The 19,192-nt window shown below is 66.6% G+C and carries 16 protein-coding genes and 1 riboswitch; of the genes, 11 read left to right on the top strand and 5 right to left on the bottom strand.

Going from position 1 to position 19,192, the window contains the following annotated elements; genetic code table 11:
* The first annotated feature begins 18 nt into the window (after window positions 1-18).
* From C1A13_RS02450 to C1A13_RS02395, 11 genes are all read left to right on the top strand, one after another.
* Window positions 19-1,014: a sugar ABC transporter substrate-binding protein gene (locus C1A13_RS02450; protein WP_101548740.1), complete on the top strand. Its 996-nt coding sequence runs from the start codon at window positions 19-21 to the stop codon at window positions 1,012-1,014.
* Between the two features lie 33 nt (window positions 1,015-1,047).
* On the top strand, window positions 1,048-2,529 hold the full coding sequence (locus C1A13_RS02445; protein WP_101548738.1) for a sugar ABC transporter ATP-binding protein: 1,482 nt from the start codon (window positions 1,048-1,050) through the stop codon (window positions 2,527-2,529).
* Window positions 2,530-2,545: 16 nt separating this feature from the next.
* Window positions 2,546-3,499, top strand: a complete 954-nt coding sequence (locus C1A13_RS02440; RefSeq protein WP_101548735.1) for an ABC transporter permease — start codon at window positions 2,546-2,548, stop codon at window positions 3,497-3,499.
* Window positions 3,496-4,308, top strand: coding sequence for a tryptophan synthase subunit alpha (locus C1A13_RS02435; RefSeq protein WP_101548733.1), 813 nt, complete (start codon window positions 3,496-3,498; stop codon window positions 4,306-4,308). Before C1A13_RS02440 ends, C1A13_RS02435 begins: the two co-directional genes overlap by 4 nt.
* Entirely contained in the window at window positions 4,266-5,744 is a 1,479-nt protein-coding gene (locus C1A13_RS02430; protein ID WP_101548730.1) for a xylulokinase, read from the top strand. Before C1A13_RS02435 ends, C1A13_RS02430 begins: the two co-directional genes overlap by 43 nt.
* Window positions 5,745-5,850: 106 nt before the next feature.
* Window positions 5,851-6,029: riboswitch (cobalamin riboswitch) on the top strand.
* A gap of 205 nt (window positions 6,030-6,234) precedes the next feature.
* The gene (locus tag C1A13_RS02425) at window positions 6,235-7,194 is read left to right on the top strand and encodes a sirohydrochlorin cobaltochelatase (RefSeq protein WP_172439130.1); all 960 of its coding nucleotides are present in this window, start codon (window positions 6,235-6,237) and stop codon (window positions 7,192-7,194) included.
* Between the two features lie 196 nt (window positions 7,195-7,390).
* Window positions 7,391-8,293, top strand: a complete 903-nt coding sequence (locus tag C1A13_RS14795; protein ID WP_172439129.1) for a hypothetical protein — start codon at window positions 7,391-7,393, stop codon at window positions 8,291-8,293.
* Window positions 8,290-9,432 (top strand): ABC transporter substrate-binding protein, encoded by a 1,143-nt coding sequence (locus tag C1A13_RS02410; protein WP_242970799.1) that lies wholly within the window; start codon window positions 8,290-8,292, stop codon window positions 9,430-9,432. Before C1A13_RS14795 ends, C1A13_RS02410 begins: the two co-directional genes overlap by 4 nt.
* A 23-nt stretch (window positions 9,433-9,455) precedes the next feature.
* On the top strand, window positions 9,456-10,487 hold the full coding sequence (locus tag C1A13_RS02405; protein ID WP_101548726.1) for an iron chelate uptake ABC transporter family permease subunit: 1,032 nt from the start codon (window positions 9,456-9,458) through the stop codon (window positions 10,485-10,487).
* Window positions 10,487-11,602, top strand: coding sequence for an ABC transporter ATP-binding protein (locus C1A13_RS02400; protein ID WP_101548724.1), 1,116 nt, complete (start codon window positions 10,487-10,489; stop codon window positions 11,600-11,602). The genes C1A13_RS02405 and C1A13_RS02400 overlap by 1 nt, the downstream gene beginning before the upstream one ends.
* A gap of 253 nt (window positions 11,603-11,855) precedes the next feature.
* Window positions 11,856-13,082 (top strand): hypothetical protein, encoded by a 1,227-nt coding sequence (locus C1A13_RS02395; protein ID WP_101548722.1) that lies wholly within the window; start codon window positions 11,856-11,858, stop codon window positions 13,080-13,082.
* Window positions 13,083-13,178: 96 nt separating this feature from the next.
* Here C1A13_RS02395 and eno read toward each other — a convergent pair whose 3' ends face one another.
* The 5 genes from eno to C1A13_RS02370 form a co-directional block, all read right to left on the bottom strand.
* Window positions 13,179-14,462, bottom strand: a complete 1,284-nt coding sequence (eno, locus tag C1A13_RS02390; protein ID WP_101548720.1) for a phosphopyruvate hydratase — start codon at window positions 14,460-14,462, stop codon at window positions 13,179-13,181.
* Window positions 14,463-14,761: 299 nt separating this feature from the next.
* Window positions 14,762-15,652, bottom strand: coding sequence for a MurR/RpiR family transcriptional regulator (locus C1A13_RS02385; RefSeq protein WP_101548718.1), 891 nt, complete (start codon window positions 15,650-15,652; stop codon window positions 14,762-14,764).
* A 179-nt stretch (window positions 15,653-15,831) separates the two neighbouring features.
* Window positions 15,832-16,650: a transketolase gene (locus tag C1A13_RS02380; protein WP_101548716.1), complete on the bottom strand. Its 819-nt coding sequence runs from the start codon at window positions 16,648-16,650 to the stop codon at window positions 15,832-15,834.
* 5 nt (window positions 16,651-16,655) lie between these two features.
* Window positions 16,656-17,597 carry a transketolase family protein gene (locus tag C1A13_RS02375; protein WP_242970797.1) on the bottom strand — a complete coding sequence of 314 codons (942 nt, stop codon included), beginning with the start codon at window positions 17,595-17,597 and terminating at the stop codon, window positions 16,656-16,658.
* Entirely contained in the window at window positions 17,587-19,152 is a 1,566-nt protein-coding gene (locus C1A13_RS02370) for an FGGY-family carbohydrate kinase (protein WP_101548714.1), read from the bottom strand. The genes C1A13_RS02375 and C1A13_RS02370 overlap by 11 nt, the downstream gene beginning before the upstream one ends.
* Window positions 19,153-19,192 lie beyond the last annotated feature (40 nt).

Raw genomic sequence — 19,192 nt, 5'->3', positions numbered from 1 at the left:
AGTACAGGAGGAAATGAAATGAAAAAGCTATTGGCAGTTCTCTTGGCAGGCATCCTGGCGCTCTCCCTGGCGGCATGCGGCGGTTCCGCCGAGCCGTCCTCCACCCCCGCGCCCGCGTCCCAGGCCGCGCCCGCGGAAAGCGGCGACGCCGCCGAGCCCGCCGCGGCCGGCGCCGCCGGCAAGAAAATCTCCATCCTCACCGCCAACCTCAGCTCGGTGACCACCAACCAGATGTGCGAGATGATGAAGGCCGGCATGGAGAAGGAGGGCATGGAGGTCACCCTCGTCGACACCAAGGGCGACTTCGGCCAGCTGGCCAGCCGCATCGAGGACAGCGTCTCCGCCAAGGCGGACGCGATCGTCATCGTGAGCTGCGACCCCGGACAGATCGCCCCCCAGCTCCAGACCGCCTTTGACGCGGGCGTGCCCGTCTTCGGCTGCGACAGCGGCTACATGGAGGGCATGATGATCAACGCCACCAGCGACAACTACGCGATGGGCCAGCTGATCACCAAATACCTCTTTGAGGACCTGATGGGCGGCAAGGGCACCGTCATCGCGCTGACCCACCGTCCGCATCCGGGCGTTGTGAAGCGCTGCGAGGCGTTCGACGACATGATCAAGGATTACCCCGACATCACCCTGATCACCGAGCAGCACGTCGAGGTCCCCGGCCCGATCGAAAACTCCCGCAAGATCATGGAAAACCTCATCCTCTCGAATTCCGCCAAGGACTCCGTCACCGCGGTGTGGTGCGGATGGGATGAGCCGGCCATCGGCGCCACCCAGGCGCTCATGGACGCGGGCCGCGACGAGGTCATCGTCACCGGCGTGGACGGCAACAGCCAGGCGGTCGAGCTGATCAACGAGGGCAGCAACCTCAAGGCCACGGTCGAGCAGAACTTCGAGGGCATGTCCCAGATCGTCGTGGACGAACTGGTGAAGCTCTTCAACGGCGAAGAGATCGAAAAGGGCGACCGCTACGCTCCCGCGACCCTGATCACCAAGGAATAAGGCTTCTAAATCGTTTCGCCGGGAGTGAACGGAATGCTTTTGCAGACAAAGAAACTTTGTAAACAGTTCGGCGGCATGTATGCGCTGAAGGATATCGACTTTGAAATCGCCGAGGGGGAGATCCACGGCCTCGTGGGGGAGAACGGCGCGGGCAAATCCACGCTGATCAAAATCCTCACGGGCGTCTACAGCCTCGACAGCGGCGAGGTGTGGTGGAACGGCAGCCCGGTGCGGATTGAAAACCCGCGCCAGAGCCGGGACATCGGCATCAACGTCATCCACCAGGACCGCAACCTCATCCCCGCCTTCAGCGGGGTGGAGAACGTCTACCTGGGGATGGACTACGAAAAAAAAGCGGGCTTTGCCGTCGACTGGGCGAAGATGAAGGCGCGGGTCGAGGCGGTCATGCGGGAGCTGAAGGTCGAGATCGACCTCAGCCTCCCCGCCTCCGCGCTCTCCCCGCCCCAGCGCACCCTGCTGGAGATCGTCCGCGCCATGATGACCGAGTGCCGGCTGCTCATCCTCGACGAGCCCACCGCCTCCCTCACCGACAAGGAGGCGGAGATGCTCTTCGAGACGATCGGCAAGCTCAAGGCCCGGGGCACCGCCATCCTCTACGTCACCCACCGGATGGACGAGATCTTCCGCCTCACCGACCGGATCACCGTCTTCAAGAACGGCCAGTCGGCCGGCACCGTCAGGACGGCGGACGTGGACAAGGACGCCATCATCTCGATGATGACCGACAACTGGGTGAGCGAAACGCTCACCGTCTCCCGCAAGTACGGGGAGGTCCTGCTCGACGCGGAGCACATCGCCTCCCGCGACGGGATCGTCAAGGACGCGAGCCTCACGGTGCGCGCCGGAGAGATCCTCGGGGTGTTCGGGCTTGGAGGCAGCGGCCGCACCGAGCTGCTCGAATGCATCTACGGCTACCGCCCGGCGGAAAAGGGCAGCGTGACCCTCTGCGGCAGGCAGATCGCGCATCCCTCCCCCGGCGGCTCGATCAAAAACGGCATGGTCCTCATCTGCGAGGACCGGCGCGGCAAGGCGCTGGTGGGGTCCTTGAGCGTCAAGCAGAACACCGTGCTCTCCACCATCGACAGCTACGCGCGCTTCGGCGTGGTGAACGAGCGCAAGGAGCTCTCCGACACGCGGGAGAAGATCGAGGCCCTCTCGATCAAGACGGAGGGCCCCAACCAGACGGTCCTACAGCTTTCGGGCGGCAACCAGCAGAAGGTGGTCTTCGCCAAGGCGCTGATGTCCCGGCCCAAGGTGCTGCTCTGCGACGAGCCCACCCAGGCGGTGGACGTCAAGACCCGCGCCGAGATCCACAAGCTCCTGCGCCGGCTCGCGGACGCGGGCAGCGCGGTCGTCTTTGTCTCCTCCGACCTCAAGGAGGTGCTGGAGGCGACGGACAACGTGCAGGTCATGGCGGGCGGCAGGACGAAGGAACGCTTCGTCAACGACGGCCTGACGGCCGAGCAGGTGCTCGCATGCTGCTATGCAAACTAAGCAGGGAGGAATCAATATGAAACAGAAAGCAGGCGTTTCAGAACTGCTCAGGGCGTATGGCACGATCTTTGCGGGCATTCTGATCGTCATTGTATTCAGCGTCATGCGCCCGGACGCCTTCTTCACGATGGGCAACCTCGTCAACATCACCCGGCAGATTTCGCTGCTGGTCATCATCGCGCTGGGCGCCACCCTCGTGATGTCGGTCGAGGAGTTCGACCTCTCGGTCGGCGCCCTGGCGAGCCTCGGCGGCGTCATCGGCGCCAAGATGGCGGTGGCGGGCGCGCCGATCTTCCTCTGCTTCATCGCGCCGGTGGTCATCTGCTTTGCCATCGGCTTCGTGAACGGCTGGATCGTCACCAAGTTCCGGGTGCTCTCCTTCATCACCACGCTCGCGATGAGCACCATCCTGGGCGGCTTCACCTTCTGGTTCACCGGGGGCGCGACCGTCTTCCAGGACATCCCCAAGAGCTTCACCTACGTCGGCACCAAAACGGTGCTCGGCGCGCCCATCCTCTCGATCATCATGCTTCTGCTCACGGTGGTCTTCTGGTTTGTGATGCGCCACACCGCCTTCGGCCGCAAGCTCTACGCCATCGGCGGCAACGAGGCGGCCTCCCAGGTGTCCGGCATCAACGTCAAGAAGTATAAGAACCTCGCCTTCGCCCTGTGCGCCTCGCTGGCCGCCCTCACCGGCGTGCTGATGGCCTCCCGGCTGGGCTCGGCGCACCCGACCGGCGGGGACGGGCTGTTTTTGCAGTCCTACGCCGCCGCCTTCCTCGGACGCACCGTCTTCCGCGAGGGCGTGCCCAACATCTGGGGCACCTTCGTGGGCGCCGCGATCCTCGGCGTGCTCGCCAACGGCCTGACCATTTTGCAGGTCCCCACCTTCATGCAGGACCTGCTGACCGGCTGCATCATCATTCTGGCGGTCGTGGTTCAGAAGATTGGGCGCGGTGATGCCAAGTGAGGGAGATCGTCAATCCGCGCAACCTCGCGGCGGTGGGCCGCCCCGGCCTGCTGGTGGGCTACCTGCTGGCCGGCTACCCCGACCGGGAGCGTTTCCTGGAAACCGCCGCGGAATGTGAAAGGACGGGGCTCGACATCCTCGAGGTGGGCTTCCCCGCCGCCGACCCGAGCTCGGACGGGGAGGTCATCCAGCACGCGCACACCCTCGCGGATCATTCGATCTGCCGCGACCTCGGCTACTGGAGGGCGCTGCGCGGCGCCGTGGAATGCCCGATCTGGGTGATGGGGTACCGCGACGACCTTCTGCCGTCGGGCGTCTGCCGCGCCATGGCGGAGGCCGACCTTGCGGACGCCTTCGTCATCCCCGACATGACGCCGGAGGAGCGGTACAGCCTCGCCGGGGAGCTGGCGCCGCTCGGGACCGACGTGCTCGGCTTCACCAATCCCGAGATGTCCGCGCGGGAGCTGGAGGACTGCTTCGACCGGTTTTCATTGATCTACCAGCAGCTCTACGCGGGCCGCACCGGAATGCCGGTGCTGGCGGAGGATTTCGGCGGGCCCCTTTCCCGGGCCCACACCCATCCCCACGTCCGGGCGTTCGCCGGCTTCGGCATCAGCACCCCCCAGCGGGTCGCGGAGCTTCTGTCGGCGGGCTTCGACGGGGCCATCGTCGGCACCGCCCTGATGAAAAAACTCAACGAGTCGCCCGAGGCGCTTTACGCCTTTGTAAAGGAGCTCAAGGCGGCGGCAAGAGCGGGAGGAATTCGATGCGGTATATCGCAACCTTCGACATCGGCACCACGGCGGTAAAGGGGGTCCTCCTCTCGGAGGACAACGCCTGCGCCTGTGAAAAGAGCGTGGAGATCGAGACCTTTTCCGAGGGGGGCCGGCGGGAGCAGGACCCCCTCTCCTGGTACGCGGCGGTTCGCGAGATCTCCCGCGCCTTCTTCGCGGGGGGGATCTCCCCCGGCGACGTGCGCGGGATCGTCATGAGCGGGCAGATGCAGGACCTCATCCCCGTGGACGGGGACCTGCGCCCCACCTGCAACGCGATCCTCTATTCCGACGGGCGCGCCGGGGCGGAGGCCGAGCGGCTCGCCGCGCTGATCGGCCGGGAGGAGCTTGTCCGGAGCACCGGCAACCAGTTCGACGGCTCCCTCCCCTTCCCAAAGCTGCTCTGGCTCAAGGAGCAGAACCCTGGCGCCTACCGGGCGGCCGAAAAGGTGCTCATCAGCTCCAAGGACTACTGCATCGCGCGGCTGACGGGCGAATTCGTCAGCGACGTGACCGCATCGGCCACCGCGGGGCTCATGGACATCCATGAAAAGCGCTGGAACACCGCCTGGATGGAGGCGGCCGGGCTGGATTCCGGAAAGCTCCCGCGGCTGCGCTACGCCCACGAGCAGGCGGGCGCGGTGACGCCCGGGGCGGCGGCGGAGACGGGGTACCTGCCCGGCACGCCGGTCTACACCGGCACCGGCGACGCGGGCGCCACGACGCTCGCCAGCGGCATCTCCGCCGACGGCGAATTCAACATCAATCTCGGCACCTCCGGCTGGGTGGCCTGCGTCTCGGACGACGTGCTGCCCAAGGGCGACGTCTTCAACCTCGCGGCCATGCCGGAGGGCGTCTATATCAACGTGGTCCCCTTCTTCAACGCGGGCAACGTGCACAAGTGGGTCAGCCGGGCCCTCGCGCCCAGCGAGCAGGGGAAATACGACTATGTGGACCGGCTGCTGGAAGAGAGCGAGGCGGGCAGCCACGGGACGATGTTCCTGCCCTACCTCGTGGGGGAGCGGTTCCCCGTCGTGGACACCCAAATCCGGGGCGGCTATGTGGGCGTCACCCCCGAGACCACCAAGCAGGACCTCGCGCGCAGCGCGCTGGAGGGGGTCGCCTTCTCCATCCGGCAGGGGATCGAGAGCATCGGGCGGGTCCCCGGTAAAATCTCCCTGATCGGCGGCGGCGCCCGCACCCCCGTCTGGTGCCAGATCCTCGCGGACGTGCTGGGGCATCCCGTACACGTCTACCGGAACTCCGACTACCTGCCCGCGGTCGCCATCGCGGCGTCGGTGCTGGTCGCGCAGGGGGAGATCGGGGACTACACCGAATTCACCGACACCCTGCAGGGCTCGGACAACTGCGTGCGCTACGACCCGGTCCCCGCAAACGTCGAGCGGTATAACCGGGTCTATCCCCGCTACCTGCGGGTATACCCCGCGCTGAAAACCCTCTGCGGCGACTGACGAACAGCCGCTACTGCCGGGCCGGCGGGACAGGTCCCGCCGGCCCGGCCTTTTTGCGCGGATAGGCGGATTGACAAACGGAATCCCCCGGTGCTATACTGACATCAACTTCATAGTGGAGACAGGTTATGGAAGCTGGGTGCGATTCCCACGCAAGGCCGTTGCTGTGTTTCACCGCCGGGCCGGCGGACGCCACTGGAAAAGATTCCGGGAAGGCGCCGGCCCCTGCGTCCGGACCGGACGCGGGTGATCAGTCAGAATACTTGCCTGTCCCCCTGCCGCGCGGAGCGCGCGGCGCGTGCAGCCCCGCGGACTACCGGGGTTCTGGACAGGATTTGAGGCATGCCGGCCGTTTTTGCTCCGGGTATGTCTTGTCTTTGTGTTGGAAGGAACGTCCGCGGGTTGGCCGCGGACGTTTTTTTCGACCCGTTTTGCCCGGGGACCCCTCCGGGCTTCAATTGGGAAACCGCAATGAGAAGGAGAAATAAAAATGAACATGCGCGCTAAAAGGACCCTGGCTTTGATCCTGTCCCTGTCGCTCGGCCTGCTCGCGTTCGCGGGCTGCTCCAGCGCCCCGGCGGCCGCACCCGGCGAGAGCGAGGCCCCCGCCGCCCCCGCGAGTTCCGCCGGTGAGGAGCCCGCGCCCGAAGAGGCCGCCCCGGCGGCGGCCGACAAGGTCCTGCTCGTGACCAGCTTTGGCACCAGCTATAACGACAACCGCGACCTTTCGATCGGCAGCATCGAGCAGAAGCTCCAGGCGGCCTATCCCGACTATGAGGTCCGCCGCGCCTTCACGAGCCAGATCATCATCGACAAGCTCAAAAAGCGCGACGGCATCGCAATCGACAACGTGACCGAGGCGATGGACCGGCTCGTTTCCGACGGCGTCAGGGAGGTCGTGGTACAGCCCACCCATGTCATGAGCGGCTTCGAGTACGACGACGTGGTCGCGGAGGTCACCCCCTACGCGGACAAATTTGACAGCTTCAAGGTCGGCAGTCCGCTGCTCGTCTCCGACGCGGATTACGACGAGGTCGTCTCGATCATCACCGGCGAGACAAAGGACTATGACGCCGAGGGCACCGCGGTGGTCTTTATGGGCCACGGCACCGAGCACGAGGCGAACGCCACCTATGCCAAGCTCCAGCAGCACCTGACCGCCGCGGGCTACGGCAACTACTTCATCGGCACCGTCGAGGCCACCCCCTCGCTGGACGACGTCCTCGCGCTTGTCCAGGATTCCGGCGCGAAAAAGGTGGTCCTGCTGCCGCTCATGATCGTCGCGGGCGACCACGCCAACAACGACATGGCGGGGGACGAAGAGGGCTCGTGGAAAACCACTTTTGAGCAGGCGGGCTTTGAGGTCGAGTGCGTCCTCAGGGGCCTCGGCCAGTACGAGGAGATCCAAAACATGTTCGTCGAGCATGTGGGCGCGCTGATCGCGCAGTAATCCCGCAGCCGGGCGGGGCGCGGCCTGCCGCGCCCCGCCAAAAAAACGCCGAAACCGGCCGGGCGCGGGTTTTGGCGTTTTTCATTTTTGGGGACGGCCCGGCGGATTTTGACAAGCGCCCGCCTTCCGGGTAAAATAGCAATCGCAGGGAATTCCCCGGCCTTTACCCGGGGGATCGAAAAAGGAGTATCACCCGATGAAAAAGACTGGAACGATTCTGCTGGCCGCGCTGGCGGCCTGCATCCTCTTTTCCGGCTGCGCGGCCGAGGCGCCGCGCGCCGAAAGCCCGACGTCCGCGCCGGCCGCGTCCTCGGAGAGCGCGCCTCCCGCTTCCCAGCCGGAAGCCTCCGAAAACGCGCGGGAAGGCCCCGGGGAGGAGGCCCCCGAGCCGGTCTATGCCGACCGGATTCAGGAGGGGACCTACCCGATCGAGGTGTCCTCAAGCTCCTCCATGTTCCGGATCGTCGACGCACAGCTCACCGTGGCGGACGGGGAGATGTCCGCGGTGCTGACGCTTGGCGGCAAGGGCTATGAAAAGCTCTATATGGGCACCGGCGAGCAGGCGCTCGCCGACACGGACGACAACTGCATCTATTTTACCGAGGACGATCAGGGCCGGTACGCCTACCGGGTCCCGGTGGCCGCGCTCGACCTGGAAACCGACTGCGCCGCGTGGAGCACCCGCAAGGAGAAGTGGTACGACCGGGTCCTCGTCTTCCACTCCGCGGGGCTCCCCGCCGGGGCGGTCTCGCCGGCCTCGCCGGGAAAGCTTCCCACCGACGGGCGGTACCTCGTCGACGTGGCCCTGTCGGGCGGCTCGGGCAGGGCCTCTGTGGAGTCCCCGGCGGCGGTCACGGTCGCGGGCGGAAGGGCCACGGCCGTCATCGTGTGGAGCAGCCCCTACTACGAGTCCATGCGGGTGGACGGGACGGATTACGAGCCCCTCTCCGCCGGCGGGAATTCCACCTTTGAAATCCCTGTCGTTCTGGACGCGGACATGGCGGTCAGCGCGCGGACAATCGCGATGAGCGAGCCCCACGACGTCGACTATACGCTGCGCTTCGATTCCGCGACGGCCGTGCCGTCGGAGCCCCAGTGAAGCGGCGGCTGGCCTGCCTGGCCGCAGCCCTCCTGCTCGCCCTCACCCCGCTTTCAGGCTGCGCCGGGGCCCCGGCCGCCGGGAGCCCGGGGGCGCTCGGCAACGGCTGGCTGCCCGAGCGCAGCATGGAACTGCGGTACGCGGAGAATTTCAGCGTGGATTACTATTCCGGCGGCTATACGCTGATCACCATTTCGGACGGCAGCCGCTTCCTCACCGTCCCGCAGGGCCGCGAGGCCCCGGAGGGGATCGACGGGGAGATCACCGTCCTTCGCCGGCCGGTCGAAAACATCTACCTCGTCGCCACCTCGGCGATGTGCCTCTTCGACGCGCTCGACGGGCTCGGCAGCATCCGGCTTTCGGGGACGAAGGCGGGCGACTGGTATATCCCGGGCGCGCGGGCGGCGATGGACGCGGGGAAGATCCTCTACGCGGGAAAATACAACGCGCCCGACTTTGAGCGCATCCTGTCCAGTTCCTGCGGCCTCGCCGTGGAATCCACAATGATCAACCACGTCCCGGAGGTGCGGGAAAAGCTGGAGGAGCTCGGCATCCCGGTGCTGGTCGACCAGTCGAGCTATGAGCCCCACCCCCTCGGGCGCACCGAATGGATCAAGCTCTACGGCGCGCTGCTCGGGAAGGAGGACGAGGCCGAGCGGCTCTTCGCGGAGCAGGCCGCCTATCTGGACGAGGCCGCCGGGGCGGAGAACACCGGGAAGACGGTCGCGTTTTTCTACATCAGCTCGTCGGGCTACGCCGTCGCCAGGAAGTCCGGCGACTATGTGACGAAGATGATCGAGCTCGCGGGGGGGAACTACGTCTTCAAGGACCTCGGGGACCCCGCCAGCGCCACCAGCACGGTGCCCCTTGAGATGGAACAGTTCTACGCGGCGGCCAGGGACGCGGACTACATCATCTACAACAGCACGATCGGCGGGGAGCTCTCCTCGCTCGGCGAGCTTATCGACAAGAACGGGCTGCTCCGGGACTTCCGGGCGGTGCAGAACGGCAACGTCTGGTGCACCGAAAAGAACCTTTTCCAGGAGACGACCCAGTTCGGCCTGATGATCTCCGACATCCGCCGGATGCTCACGGAGGAGGACCCGGACGGGCTGCGCTTCCTGTACCGGCTGCAATGACGGCGCGGCGCGCCGGGAGGAGGATGGAAATGAGAGAGGAAACGGCCCGGCGGCGCCTGCGGTACTGCGTCGTGCTCGCGGCTTTCGCCGCCCTCTTCGTCGCGCTCGCGCTGCTGAACATCGGCGTCGGCAGCGTGTCCGTGGGGGTGCGGGAGATCCTCGGCATCCTCTTTCGCGGGGAGGGGGGCGAGACGGCGCGCGGCATCATCTGGAAGGTGCGGCTGCCCCGCGCCGCGGCGGGCGTCCTGCTCGGCGGCGCGCTCTCGCTGTCGGGATTCCTGCTGCAGACCTTCTTCAACAACCCGATCGCCGGCCCCTACGTGCTGGGGATCTCGTCCGGTGCCAAGCTGACGGTCGCCATCCTTATGGTGCTGGCGCTCAGCCGCTACCGCTCGGTCGGCTCCGCCGCCATGATCGCCGCCGCCTTCGCGGGCGCGATGCTCTCGATGGGGTTCGTCCTGCTCATGGCGCGGGCGGTCCGGCGGTCGTCGATGCTCATCGTCAGCGGGGTCATGATCGGCTACATCTGCTCGGCGGTCACCGACTTCATCGTCGCCTTCGCCGACGACGCCAGCATCGTGAACCTCCACAACTGGTCCCGCGGCAGCTTTTCCGGCGCTTCGTGGGAGGACGTGCGGGTGATGGCGGTCGTCGTGCTGGCCGCCTCGGCCGCCGTCTTTCTGCTCTCCAAGCCGATCGGCGCCTACCAGCTGGGCGAAAGCTACGCGCAGAACATGGGGGTGAACATCCGGGCGTTCCGCGTCGTGCTGGTGCTGCTCTCGAGCGTGCTGAGCGCCTGCGTCACCGCCTTCGCCGGGCCGATCTCCTTTGTGGGGATCGCCGTGCCGCATCTGGTGCGGTCGTTTTTGAAGACCTCCCGGCCCCTGCTCGTCATCCCCGTCTGCTTTTTGGGCGGCGCCATCTTCTGCCTGGGGTGCGATCTGGCGGCGCGGACCCTTTTCGCGCCCATGGAGCTGAGCATCAGCTCGGTGACCGCCGTGGTCGGCGCGCCCGTCGTGATCGGGATCATGCTGAGGAAGAAGGTGAAAGGCTGATGGCGGAACCCTTCTTCCGGACCGAACGGCTGACGGTCGGCTATAACGGCGTCCCGCTCATCCGGGACATCGAGATCCGGCTGGACCGAGGCCGGATCCTCACGCTGATCGGGCCGAACGGCTCGGGCAAGTCGACCGTTCTGAAGAGCATTACAAACTACCTGAAGCCCCTCTGCGGGGCCGTCTACCTCGAAAGCCGCGCGGTCGGCGGCATGACCGGCGGCGACCTCTCCCGCCTGGTGTCGGTCGTGCTCACCGAAAAGCCCCGCACCGAGCTGATGACCTGCGGGGAGGTCGCCGCGACGGGGCGGTACCCCTACACGGGCATGCTGGGCATCCTTTCGGAGGAGGACCGCCGCCTGGTGCGCGAGGCCATGGAGCTGGTGGACGTCTGGGCGCTGCGGGAGCAGGATTTCACCGAGATCAGCGACGGGCAGCGGCAGCGGGTCCTGCTCGCGCGGGCGATCTGCCAGCAGCCCCGGGTCATCGTGCTCGACGAGCCGACCGCCTTCCTCGACGTGCGCTACAAGCTCGAGCTGCTCGGCATCCTGCGGAAGCTGGCGAAGGAGCGGCGGATCACCGTGATCATGTCGCTCCACGAGCTCGACCTCGCGCAGAAGGTTTCCGACCTGGTCATGTGCGTCAAGGGGGAGACGGTCACGCACATCGGCCCCCCGCAGGAGATCTTCAACCGGGAGCTGATCGCCGGGCTGTACGGACTCACGGGCGGAAGCTACAACCCCCTCTTCGGGAGCTTCGAGATGGCCCGCCCGGCGGGCGAGCCGCAGCTCTTCGTCATCGCGGGCGGCGGGACGGGCATCCCCGTCTTCCGCGCGCTGCAAAAGAAGGGGGTCCCCTTCGCCGCCGGCGTCCTGCACGAAAATGACGCCGACTGCCTCCTCGCCCGCGACCTCGCGGGCGAGGTGATCGCGGAGCGGGCCTTCGAGCCGATCGGCGCGGACGCCTACGGCCGCGCGCTGCGGCGGATGAAGGCCTGCGGCAGGGTGGTCAACTGCCTCACGGGCTACGGCGAAATGAACCGGAAGAACCGGGAGCTGTACGAACAGGCCCTCGCGATGGGGCTGGAGACGGTGACGGGCGCGGACCTGATTTGAGGACGGCGCAGGACGGCGGGCACGGCCCCCATATGCCCGCCCCGATGATCGCCGGCAAGCTCGCCGGAGGCTTCTGCGCGATCCTCGCGGTCCGCGTCTTTTCCGCGAACCGGCGGCGCCGGCGGCCGGGGAGCTCTCCGGGGCCGGGCCGGTCTGACCGGACCGGAAAAAATCCGCTTCCCCGCTGTCCCTTTCCGTGCGGCGCACCTGTTATAGAGGGTGTCGGAATCTTGACGGACGGAGGGCAAAACAGGTGAAACGGATTCTTCTGGCGGGTATTCTCATCCTTTCGCTGGCCGTCTGCGGCGCGGGCTGCGCGGCACAGGCGGAACTGGACGCTCCCTCCGCGTCTTCGGGCGCCGGGGAGGAGACGCCACACGGCGGCGCGGAGGAAAACCCCATCGACGGGGCCTTCGCGCACATGCGGGAGGTCCTCGGGGAGGAGGAGGCCGAAAGCGAAACGATGGCCTATCTCTACGCCCGCCAGTGGTACTGGGAGCTGGAGGAGGTCTTTTCACGGATCGACCCGAACCTCTACCTGTACATCGACTTCGACCGGGACTATATCCTCACGCAGGCCCGCATGAAGCTGATGGCGACCGGCGAGGGGGAAAGCGCCGCCAACCAGTTCGCCGCCATTGGGGATTTCCTGCGGGGCGAGGCGCTGCGGTTCCACGCGCTCCTCGGGGAAACGGGCGCCGACTGCCCCTACACGGTCGACGAGGCCTCCCTGGCCGGGGCCCTGTCCGGGTACCGCTATTCGCTGAACGCGCCGGGGGAATGGCCCGGCGGCGGGGCCATGCCGGCGTGGTCCGGGGAATATCCGCTGCCGCTCCTCGCGGGCGTACCGGAAAAAGAGGCCTACCTCTATTACGCCCATCCGTTCGGAATGCTGCTGAACATCAGGGGGACCAGCAAGCTCTATCCCGACTGGCCGGGTCTCTCCCCGCGCATGGGCCTGCCGGAGATGCGGGTCATGGACGCCGATTCCGACGGTGAGGAGGAGGTCGTCATCACCCACACGTGGGTCACCGGGGTCGGGCTCACCTACATCTCCGCCGGCTCCCTCTACGTGGTGGAGTACAATCCCGATTCGGGCGTGGTCCGCGGGACGACCGTCTTCGACCCGGACGACTTCGACGACCTGCTGAAGGACGAGCTCTCCCTCCGGTGCGATCCCGGCGCGCGCTCCCTCAGCCTCTCCTACCGGGATCAAACGGTCACGCAGCCGCTTCCCGAGCTCCCCGAGCTGAATGAGACGGTGCGCTACGGACTCATCATGGGGGAGCTGATGCGGTACGAATTCCAGGACGACGGCCGCATCGTCCTGCGGGCGGATCTCGTCGCCTACTGCAAGGACTACCCCTATCCCGCCTTTGCCGTGACCTTTCCGCTCACCGCCGACGTCGTCTATACCGACGGGGAATATTCCGGGCGGATCGGGCTGCAAAACGTTTCCCTCCTGGAGTCCGGCTGGTGAACCACGGCGCACGCCCTCGAAAAAGCCGCCGCCCTTTCGGGCGGCGGCTTTTGAAACGTCAGGAGGCCGGTTTCAGGCCCGCCCGCTCCCTGCCGCTCAGAAGCAGCCGGGGCCGGGGTAGCGGGCCGCGCCGCCCAGCTCCTCCTCGATGCGCAGCAGGCGGTTGTATTTCGCCACGCGTTCGGTACGGCTGGGCGCGCCGGTCTTGATCTGGCCCGCGTTCAGCGCGACCGCGAGGTCGGCGATCGTGGTGTCCTCCGTCTCGCCCGAGCGGTGGGAGACGATCGCGGTGTAGCCCGCCCGCTTGGCCAGCTTGATGGCGTCGATCGTCTCGGTGAGGGAGCCGATCTGGTTGAGCTTGATGAGGATCGAGTTGGCGCAGCGGCGGTCGATCCCCTTTTGGAGGCGCTCGGTGTTGGTGACGAAGAAGTCGTCGCCCACGAGCTGCACCCTGCCGCCCAGCTCGGCGGTGAGCTTCCGCCAGCCCTCCCAGTCCTCCTCGTCGAGCGCGTCCTCGATCGAGCGGATGGGGTATTGGTCAACGAGGGATTTCCAGTGGGCGATCAGCTCGTCGGTGGTGAACCGCTTCCGGCTCTTGGGGAGGAAGTAGCCGTTTTCGCTCTTCCATTCGCTGGACGCGGCGTCCATGGCGAGGACGAAATCGCCGCCCGGACGGTACCCGGCCTCTTCGATCGCGCGGAGCAGATAGCGGATCGCCTCCTCGTCGCTCTCGAGGTTGGGCGCGTAGCCGCCCTCGTCGCCCACCGCGGTGGAGTGGCCCTCCGCCTTGAGGATGGCGGCCAGCTTGTGGAACACCTCGGTGCACCAGCGTAGCCCCTCCCGGAAATCCGGTGCGCCGACCGGCATGATCATGAACTCCTGCACGTCGATGCTGTTGGCCGCGTGGGCCCCGCCGTTCAGGATGTTCATCATCGGAACCGGCAGCGTGTCGGCGGCGACGCCGCCCAAAAACCGGTAGAGCGGCAGCCCGAGGCTGTTCGCGGCCGCGTGCGCGCAGGCCAGCGAAACGGCCAGTATGGCGTTCGCGCCGAGGCGGGATTTTTCCCTGGTGCCGTCGAGCGCCAGCATCGCCGCGTCGATCTCGGCGGTGCGGGCTGCGTCCATGCCGGTGAGCGCCGCGCGAATCTCGTTGTTGACGCTGCCGACGGCCTTCCGCACGCCCTTGCCGCCGAAGCGGGACGCGTCCCCGTCGCGCAGCTCCAGCGCCTCGAACTGTCCGGTGGAGGCGCCGCTGGGGACCGCGGCGGTGCCCGCGTTGCCGTCCTCCAGCGTTACGACCGCCTCCACGGTGGGGTTCCCGCGCGAGTCGATGATCTCCCGCCCGTGGATATCGCAAATGATCGAACCGATGGTTTTCATAAAGAAGACTCCTCTCACATTTCAGGTGCGTGTCGTAAAAATGAAAAGCGGATCGGCGGGGTACACGGCGCCATTCGCCCCATTAGGTTAGCTATAGCTAACCTTTTCGTTAAAATTATACCTCTTTGGTAGAGGATTGTCAAGGGCGCGGGGGCGCGTCCAAAAAAGTTTACAACTCCGCCACTCCCGGATTATTCCCGTTTTCCTGCCGGATTATTCCCGCCCTCCCCCGGGGCGGGCCGGTCCGCGCCGAAAAAAAGCGGGGCGGGTTTCCGTTGGAAACCCGCCCCGCGGCCTTGTCAGACTTTCACCTCGCTGTCCTCGTTCGACAGCTTCGTCATCTGCTCGATGACCTTCGCGCCCTGCTTTTTCACTTCCTCGATATCCTTCTCGTTGTTGTCGACGGTACAGAGGTAGAGCGTCTCCAAAACCGTCTGCTCGGCGATGCGCCGGGAGATGATGTCCCCGGCGGTGGTGTCGTCGACCGTGCCGGTCAGCAGCGCGTAGGAGCAGTGCTTCAGCAGGGGGGATTTGGCCGCCGCCGTGACGCCGATCGTGATGGCGCCGCGTTCGCGGGCGATGCGCATGGCCTCCACGACCGACTTCGACCGGCCGGTGTGGGAGACCGCGAGCGCGACGTCCCCGAACCGCATCGAGGAGGCGCAGAACACCTGCATGTCCTGGTCGTTGAGCACCACGCAGGCCTTACCGATCTTCATGAGCTTCAGGCTGATCAGCTGGCAGGGGATGATCGCGTCGCCGTTGCCAAACATGATGATGATGTTCGCCTTCCGCAGGGCGTACGCCGCGGGCTCATACTGGTCGGAGATCAGCGCGAGGGTGTTGAGCATCGTCTCGTTGTTCTTGTCGATCACCGAACGCATCAGCTCCCGCGCGGAGACCTGCTCCACCGGGGTGGCGAAGCCGGGGTCGTCCGGCTGCCGCTCGGCCATCCGGACGCTGTTGCGGAAATCCAAAAAGCCCTTGTAGCCCATGTGCTTGCACAGGCGGATGATCGTGGCGCTGCTCGCGTCGATTTCAGCGGAAATCGTGTTCAGGTTCAACGACCCGATGCGGTGCAGGTTTTCGATCAGATAGGTGGCTGCGGCCTTTTCACTTCGGGGAAGCGAGGGAAGGATTAACTGCAGCTTTGTTTTCAGGATGCTGAAACTATCCATCTCTTGCGGCATTCCCAACCGATCCCCCTTTCCCGCGAAACGAAACGCGGCGCACGGTTTTGCCTGCGCAACGTAAACCGACAGGCAATTCTACCCATTATTATACTTCTTTTTGATACGCGGTCAACAAAAAACTCATTTTTCCGTCACGGAAACGGGCCGCGCCGGTTGTCCGGGCGTTCCTTCCCGTCCTAATCCGCCAGTTCCCTCAGCGCGCCGGCGAGCTGCTCCGCCGTGGGAGGCGTGTAGTGCAGCTGGGGCTGGTCGAGCAGGTAGGAGGCGCCCTTCCCCTTGACCGTGTGCGCGAGGATAAGGGTGGGCGCGCCCTTTGTGCGGTCGGCGCGGCAGAACGCCTCGTCGATCTCGTCGAAGTTGTGCCCGTCGATCTCGATCACGTTCCAGCGAAACGCCCGCCATTTGTCCGCCAGCGGCTCCAGCGGGAGGATCTCCTCGGTGGCGCCGTCGTTCTGGTAGCGGTTGCGGTCGATGATCGCGACGAGGTTGTCGAGCGCGAACCGCGGGGCCGCCATGGCGGCCTCCCAGACCTGTCCCTCGTCGAGCTCCCCGTCGCCCAGGATCACATGGACCCTGACGCCGGGCTGCCGGCGCTTCGCGGCGATCGCCATGCCGGTCCCCAGCGAAAGCCCCAGGCCGAGCGAGCCGGTGGTGGCGTCCACGCCGGGAATCGCGATGCAGGGGTGGCCCTGCAGCAGGCTGCCGATTTTGCGCAGGCGGTGGAACTCCTCCTTCGGGAAGAAGCCGCTCTCCCCCAGCGCGGCGTACAGGACGGGCGCGGCGTGCCCCTTGGAGAGGACCAGCCGGTCGCGGGAGGGGGATTTCGGTGAGGCCGTGTCGTAACGGAGCCGGTAAAAATACAGGTACGCCATCAGGTCGGCCAGTGAGCAGGAGCCGCCGGGATGCCCGCTCTGCGCCTCGTAGGTCATTTGCAGCACGTCGCGCCGCAGCTGCCTTGCCCGCCGCTCCAGCGCCTGCCTGTCTTGCTCGTTCATCCGCCTCATCCTTTCCGGGCAATGGCCGCCCTTGCCCTTGAAACGATCCGTTCCGCCGTGAGCCCGTATTTCTCGAGCAGCAGCGCGCCGTTCCCCGATTCCCCGAAGGTGTCTTCAAGCGCCACCTGTTCCATGGGGACGGGGCGGCGTTTGGCCACCGTCTCGGCCACGGCGCCGAAAACGCCGCCGAAACAGTTGTGGTCCTCCGCGGTGACGATCGCCCCCGTCCTGTCCGCGTACTCCCACAGCAGCTCCCGGTCGATCGGCTTGACGCTCCGCAGGTTGATCACCGCCGCCGAGACGCCCTCCGCCTCCAGCAGCTCCGCGGCGCGCAGGGCCCGCTCCACCATGACGCCCACCGCAGCGAGCGTGACGTCCGAGCCGTCCCGCAGGACCTCGCCCTTCCCCACCCGGAAGTCGACCGCTTCCGGCTCCAGGTGGAGGGGGGCCCCCACCCCCCGGCCGAGCCGGACGTATACCGGCCCGGGCGTTTGCAGCGCGGCGAACACCGCGCCCCGCACCTCGCCCGGGTCCGCCGCCACGAGCACCTTCATGTTGGGCAGCGCGCGCATGATGGCGATGTCCTCGACCGCCTGGTGGGTCGCGCCGTCCTCGCCCACGCTGATTCCGCCGTGCGTGGCCACGATCTTGACATTGAGGTTGGGGTAGCAGAGGCAGTTGCGGATCTGTTCAAACGGCTTTTCCGTCGCGAAGACGCCGTAGGCGGTGAAGATCACCGGGCCGCCGAAGGACGCGATGCCCGCCGCGATGCCCACGGCGTCCGCCTCCGCGATGCCCACCGAATAAAACCGGTCGGGCCAGCGCTCCCCAAACATCCTGCTGCGCGTCGATTTGGACACGTCGGCGGTCACCACATACAGTTCCGGGAAGGCCTCCCCCACGGCGGCGAAGGTCTTGCCCAATTCGTCCCTGAAATTACCTACCACGCTCGTCACCTCCACCATTCAGTTCCTTCACGACCGTTGCCATCCGCTCCATGTTCGGCTTCAGGCTGCGGTACAGCTCCAGGTATTCCCGGTAGTACCGCTCGTACATCTTTCGGCGCGCGGCGTCCGGCAGGACCGGCTCGTCGAACACGTTCCACCTTTCCACGCCCGCATAGTCCAGCAGGCCCGTCCCGACGCCCGCCAGGACGACGTCCCCCAGGTTGGCCTCCACGTCGTTTTTGGGGCACACCACCTGAAAGCCGGTGACGTCCGCGATGATCTGCCGCCAGAGCGGCGATTTCGCCACGCCGCCCGCCAGCACCAGCCGCTCGTCGAGCACGCCGCCCTGCGGCGCGGCCTCCATCGAATGGCGGAGGGAAAAGGCCACCGCCTCCAAAAAGGCCCGGAACAGGTGAGCTCTGGTGTGGTGCAGGTCGAGCCCGAACACCACGCCGCGGGCGTTGACGTCCCAGATGGGGGCGCGCTCCCCCATGAAGTAGGGCAGCACCAGCAGCCCCTCGCTGCCGGGCGGGATTTCCGCCGCGGCCTCATCGAGGCGCGCGTAGGCGTTTTTCCCGCCCTGAAGCTCCTCCCGGTACTCCAGCTCCGCGAAGGCGCCGCGGAACCAGCGGGTCAGCGCCCCGGCGGTGGCCGCGCCGCCGAAGGTGAAGAGCAGGTCGGCCGCGTCCTTCACGTAGGGCATGGTGATGAGCTCCCGCCCGGTTTCGCCGCCGCCGTGCACAAAGCCCCAGGTCATCGAGGTCCCGATGACCGCCACATGCTGCCCGGGCCTCGTCACGCCGAGGCCGAGCGTGGCCACCGTGCAGTCCACGCCGCCCGCGCAGACGGGCGTGCCCGCCGGCAGGCCCAGCTCCGCCGCGCATTCCGGCGTGAGCCCGCCCACCACGGCGGAGGAGTCGACGACGCGGTCCGGCATCATCGCGCGCGGGATGCCCAGCGCCTCCATCAGCTCGCCGCTCCAGCAGCGGCGCTCCATGTCGAAGATGCCGCCCAGGTTGCCCGCCGAGGAATAGTCGATCGCGACCTCCCCCGTCATCCGGTAGATGGCGTAGGCGTTCGGCGGCAAAAAGCACCGGATTCTGGCCCAGTTCTCCGGCTCGTGCTCCTTGATCCAGAGGATCTTCGTGTAGCCGTAGTAGGGGTCGAGGCCGTTGCGGGTGATGCGGTAGAGCCGGTCGAAGCCGACGCGGTCTTCCACCATGCGGCTGACGTCGTCCGCGCGGCGGTCCATCCAGATCATGCAGGGCCGCACCGGCCGCATCTCGTCGTCGAGCGGCACGCCCGAGCCCCCGTAGAGTCCGCTGACGCAGATGCCGCCGACCGATTCCGGCGGAATCCCCGCCTTTTTCACCGCGTCGCGGATGGTGGACTTCACCGCCTCCACCCACACCTCCGGCCACTGCTCGGCCCAGAGCGCCCGGGGCGTCGTCACGCCGTATTCGGCGAGCGAGGAGGCCAGCAGGGCGCCGTTCGTATCCATGACGATGGATTTCGTGCCCGACGTGCCGATGTCCGTTCCGATCAAATAGTTCATTTTCGGGCCTCCCTTTTCCTTCCCGCCGCGCTCCGGGCGG

Source organism: Anaerotruncus massiliensis (ex Togo et al. 2026) (assembly GCF_900199635.1).
Lineage (GTDB): Bacteria > Bacillota > Clostridia > Oscillospirales > Ruminococcaceae > Anaerotruncus > Anaerotruncus massiliensis.
This window is presented reverse-complemented; position numbering and strand designations above follow the sequence as displayed.

Excerpts from the sequence above, each read along its gene's own strand:
- C1A13_RS02450 (WP_101548740.1), top strand. The coding sequence starts at position 19 with ATGAAAAAGCTATTGGCAGTTCTCTTGGCAGGCATCCTGGCGCTCTCC.
- C1A13_RS02445 (WP_101548738.1), top strand. The coding sequence starts at position 1,048 with ATGCTTTTGCAGACAAAGAAACTTTGTAAACAGTTCGGCGGCATGTAT.
- C1A13_RS02440 (WP_101548735.1), top strand. The coding sequence starts at position 2,546 with ATGAAACAGAAAGCAGGCGTTTCAGAACTGCTCAGGGCGTATGGCACG.
- C1A13_RS02430 (WP_101548730.1), top strand. The coding sequence starts at position 4,266 with ATGCGGTATATCGCAACCTTCGACATCGGCACCACGGCGGTAAAGGGG.
- C1A13_RS02425 (WP_172439130.1), top strand. The coding sequence starts at position 6,235 with ATGAACATGCGCGCTAAAAGGACCCTGGCTTTGATCCTGTCCCTGTCG.
- C1A13_RS14795 (WP_172439129.1), top strand. The coding sequence starts at position 7,391 with ATGAAAAAGACTGGAACGATTCTGCTGGCCGCGCTGGCGGCCTGCATC.
- C1A13_RS02405 (WP_101548726.1), top strand. The coding sequence starts at position 9,456 with ATGGAAATGAGAGAGGAAACGGCCCGGCGGCGCCTGCGGTACTGCGTC.
- C1A13_RS02400 (WP_101548724.1), top strand. The coding sequence starts at position 10,487 with ATGGCGGAACCCTTCTTCCGGACCGAACGGCTGACGGTCGGCTATAAC.
- eno (WP_101548720.1), bottom strand. The coding sequence starts at position 14,462 with ATGAAAACCATCGGTTCGATCATTTGCGATATCCACGGGCGGGAGATC.
- C1A13_RS02385 (WP_101548718.1), bottom strand. The coding sequence starts at position 15,652 with ATGCCGCAAGAGATGGATAGTTTCAGCATCCTGAAAACAAAGCTGCAG.
- C1A13_RS02380 (WP_101548716.1), bottom strand. The coding sequence starts at position 16,650 with ATGAACGAGCAAGACAGGCAGGCGCTGGAGCGGCGGGCAAGGCAGCTG.
- C1A13_RS02370 (WP_101548714.1), bottom strand. The coding sequence starts at position 19,152 with ATGAACTATTTGATCGGAACGGACATCGGCACGTCGGGCACGAAATCC.